The sequence below is a fragment of the Prevotella sp. CAG:255 genome (assembly GCF_000431195.1).
Classification (GTDB): Bacteria; Bacteroidota; Bacteroidia; order Bacteroidales; family Bacteroidaceae; genus Prevotella; species Prevotella rara.
Genome location: NZ_HF986852.1, coordinates 1 through 4,606 on the forward strand (window position 1 = coordinate 1; position 4,606 = coordinate 4,606).

At 48.2% G+C, this 4,606-nt stretch carries 1 protein-coding gene and 1 pseudogene; both read left to right on the top strand.

Annotation, left to right across the window (positions count from 1 at the left end):
- The first annotated feature begins 1,607 nt into the window (after positions 1-1,607).
- On the top strand, positions 1,608-3,323 hold the full coding sequence (gene ftcD / locus QVO66_RS11500; protein WP_021855638.1) for a glutamate formimidoyltransferase: 1,716 nt from the start codon (positions 1,608-1,610) through the stop codon (positions 3,321-3,323).
- Positions 3,324-3,379: 56 nt separating this feature from the next.
- Positions 3,380-4,606 (top strand): annotated as a pseudogene (locus QVO66_RS11505) (urocanate hydratase); the annotation flags it as partial.

Genomic DNA, 4,606 nt, shown 5'->3' on the forward strand with positions numbered 1-4,606 from the left:
GCCGACATGGACGTTGTGCCGAACAACGAAGACCGCGTGTCGAAGCTGTTGGAGGTGTATATTGATAATAAGAACTACTAGTTTAAGTGAAGAGTGAAGAGGGAAGAGTGAAGAGCAGGCGCGGAGCGCAAATAAAAATGAAAAATTAAAAGTGAAAAATCCATGTGATTTGTTGGTATTATCATTTGGAGTTAAAGTAGTTAAAGGAGTTATCGCCAACGGAGTTGGCTAGTAGTTAAAGTCAAATGCCTTGTTGATTCTATTCGATGTAATACAATTGACAATAATCGACGAAACGCACGCACTACGTTTGCTAATGTTCCGGCGGATCTGTGCTATTGTTTTTGGGAGTTAAAGTAGTTAGAGAAGTTATCGCTCACTAAGGTGAGCTAGGAGCATATTTAAGTTAAGAACTAAGAGTGAAGAGTGAAAAATCCAATTGCAAACGTAATGCTTACAAGTAGAAACCACAATACATTTGGATTTTTCGTTTTTCATTTTTAACTTTCACTTTCGTAAAACGCACTACGTTGCTATTGTGCCGGCGGATCTGTGCTCCGCCGGAATTGAATATAAGGATTTATTTAATCCGCTAACTTCCTATTTCACATTATATCACAATTTTATGCTAACATTGGCTATAGGATTTTTAACTTTTCATTTTTCACTTAAATTAGCGGTATTTTAAGCGGATCAGGAAATTAGCTGCGCTGAACTTCGTTTCTTATATTCAATTCCGGCAGATTGCAAATCAGCCGGAACAATAGCAACGTAGTGCGTGTTTAAGTGAAGAATGAAAAGTGAATAGTGAAAAATTCAAATGCATTGTTGGGTATTGTAATTAGTAATTAAAGTAGTTAGAGAAGTTATCGCTCACTAAGGTGAGCTAGTAGTTAAAGTCAAATGCTTTGTTGATTCTATTCAATGTAATACAATTGACAATAATCTACGAAGCGCACGCACTACGTTGCTGTTGTGCCGGCGGATCTGCGCTCCGCCGGAATTGAGTATAAGGATTTATTTAATCCGCTAAAAATACCCTTATGACATGGATGGTATGACGAACGGGGACGGGATGCAAATTGTTATGTTATTATATGATGTTGACGGCTTTTCGGATGAAGAGCCGTTTATTTTTGTGTGATTATTGGGTGAGGAATGAGAAATGTGTCAGATGTGAGGGCGTGATGACGGGACATGATGCGCTGAAAAATGACTAAAAATGTGAGGACTGACGGTGTCTGGCGGCATAAATGTATGATGAAAGACGAAATGGCGTATTGTAAGTAATCGTGGCTGTAAACTGCAATGTTTAAAGCTGTTTCTGTGAATGAGTGGGGATAGTGTTTTGATATCGCCGTCTTTTGTTTTAAATTGATATTTTAAAGCGGCATGAGACGGCTGCCGGCCTTAAAATTTAATGAAATAATCTTTGTATTTTTAACCCATATTTTTTGCGACTTTTATTCTAAAATCCTATCTTTGTAAAGGCAGAGAGAAGGTTTGCGGCATGTTGTGGCGTCTTTGAGGCGACGGCCGGCAGCAACATTCTGCCATGCATCTAATAAGAAAAACATAAAGAAACTATACAATATTTTAATAATACTATGGCAAAGATAAAACAGATTGTGGAGTGCGTGCCCAACTTCAGCGAAGGACGCGACAAGAATGTTATAAAACAGATTACCGATGTGATTGAGGAAGCCGGCGGCGTAAAACTGCTCGATGTTGACCCGGGTGAGGCTACTAACCGCACGGTGGTTACTTTTGTTGGTGAGCCCGAGGCTGTTGTCGAGGCTGCTTTCAAGGCTGTTAAGAAGGCCGGTGAACTTATAGACATGCGCAAGCATCACGGTGCTCATCCGCGTATGGGCGCTACAGACGTGCTGCCGCTGGTGCCGGTAAGCGGAATAACTCTTGAAGAGTGTGCCGAGCTGGCAAGAAAACTGGCAAAGCGCATTGCCGACGAGCTGCAGATACCATGCTACTGCTATGAAGAGGCCGCTCTGAAACCTGAAAGACGCAATCTGGCCGTGTGCAGAGCCGGTGAGTATGAGGCGCTGCCGGAGAAGATGGGCGATGCCGACAAGGCTCCTGACTTCGGTGCAAGACCCTTTGACGAGGGCGTGGCACGCACGGGATGTACGGCTGTAGGAGCACGCGACTTCCTGATTGCCGTAAACTTTAACCTTAACACCACATCTACACGCAGGGCAAACGCAGTGGCCTTTGACGTGAGAGAGAAGGGAAGACCGGTGCGCGAAGGCAACCCGATAACAGGCAAGGTGAAGAAAGACGCAGACGGAAAGACAATAATGCAGCCCGGTACGCTGAAGTCGACAAAGGCCATAGGATGGTTTATCGAGGAATACGGCATCGCACAGGTGTCAATGAACATAACTAACATCAACGTTACGCCGCTGCACGTGGCATTCGACGAGGTGTGCCGCTGCGCTCAGAACAGAGGACTGAGAGTAACGGGAACAGAAATCGTAGGTCTTGTGCCAAAACGATCTATTGTAGACGCCGGAAAGTATTTCCTTGAGAAACAGCACAGATCGACAGGTATTCCTGAAGAAGACATAATGAACATAGCCGTGAAGTCGATGGGACTCGACGACCTGCGTCCGTTTGTACCCGAGGAGAAGGTGGTGGAGATGCTGCTCGAGGCCGACCAGAAGAAGGCAAAGAGACTGACGGCACTGACAGTGAAGGGATTTGCTGACGAGACAGCAAGAGAATCTCCTGCACCCGGCGGCGGATCAGTGGCTGCATACATGGGAGCACTGGGCGCTGCATTGGCAACGATGGTGGCTAACCTGTCGGCACACAAGCCCGGATGGGACGACCGCTGGAACGAGTTCAGCCAGTGGGCAGACAAGGGCATGGTGCTCGAGACAGAGCTGCTGCGCCTCGTTGACGACGACACAGAGGCCTTTAACCGCATAATGGCAGCTTTCGGAATGCCGAAAGGAACAGACGAAGAGAAGCAGTTGCGCTCAGAGGCCATACAGAAGGCAACACTGTTTGCTGCACAGGTGCCGCTGGAGACAATGAAGACATCGGCACAGGTGTTCGAACTGTGCAGGGCAATGGTAGAGACCGGCAACCCGAACAGCGTGTCTGACGCAGGCGTTGGTGCACTGGCAGCAAGAGCAGCCGTGATGGGTGCCGGACTGAACGTCAAGATAAACGCTTCGTCGCTGAAAGACCAGGATGCAGCCAAGGCTCTGATAGGTGAGGCTGAGGCGCTGATGGCTGAGGCTACAAAGCAGGAGGCTGAGATAATGCAGATGGTTGAGCGAGTAATCAGCGGAAACTGATTGGGGCAAGACCGGGAGAAACATAACGAATAAACAACAGAAAAATCCTAAATATTATGACAAACGAGGAATTTAAGGCGGCGATACGTGCCGGCATACCAGACGTGCTGCCGGAGCCGCGTGAGTATGACAAAGAAGTGAACCATGCGCCAAAGCGTAAGGAGATACTTACAGAAGACGAAAAGAAGCTTGCACTGCGCAATGCCCTGAGATATTTCCCTAAGAAATTCCACAAGACACTTGCACCGGAGTTTGCTGCTGAGCTGCGCGACTACGGACGCATATATATGTACAGATTCAGACCTACATACGACATGTATGCACGCAGCATTGACGAGTATCCGCACAAGTCGGAGCAGGCTGCTGCCATCATGCTCATGATACAAAACAACCTGAACCCGGCAGTGGCTCAGCATCCTCATGAGCTTATCGTATATGGAGGCAACGGTGCCGCATTCCAGAACTGGGCACAGTATCTGCTGACTATGAAGTATCTGAGCGAGATGACAGACGAGCAGACACTCGTGATGTATTCAGGTCATCCGCTGGGACTCTTCCCGTCGCACAAGAATGCTCCGAGAGTGGTTGTTACAAACGGTATGGTGATACCTAACTACTCAAAGCCAGACGACTGGGAGCGCATGAACGCACTTGGCGTCAGCCAGTATGGACAGATGACAGCCGGATCGTATATGTATATCGGTCCGCAGGGCATCGTTCACGGCACAACGATAACCGTGCTAAACGCAGCACGCATGCAGATGAAGAAAGAACCGGGCCGCAAGGACATACACGGCATGCTGTTCGTGTCGTCAGGTCTTGGCGGTATGTCAGGTGCACAGCCTAAGGCTGGAAACATTGCCGGAGTGGTCAGCGTTGTTGCCGAGATTAACCCCAAGGCTGCACAGAAGCGCTATGACCAGGGCTGGGTGGACGAACTGCACTCTGACCTGAACGAACTGATACCGGCAATAAGAAAGGCCGTAGAGGAGCGCAAGACTGTGTCTATGGCATACGTGGGCAACGTGGTTGACCTGTGGGAGCGCCTGGCAGAAGAAAACATAAAGGTAGACCTTGGCAGCGACCAGACATCTCTGCACAACCCATGGGCAGGAGGATATTATCCTGTTGACATGACATTTGAGGAGTCGAAGCAGATGATGGCAGAGAATCCCGAACTGTTCCGTGAGCGTGTGCAGGCATCTCTGCGCAGGCAGGTTGCTGCAATCAACAAGCTGACAGAGCGCGGCATGTACTTCTTCGACTACGGCAACGCATTCCTG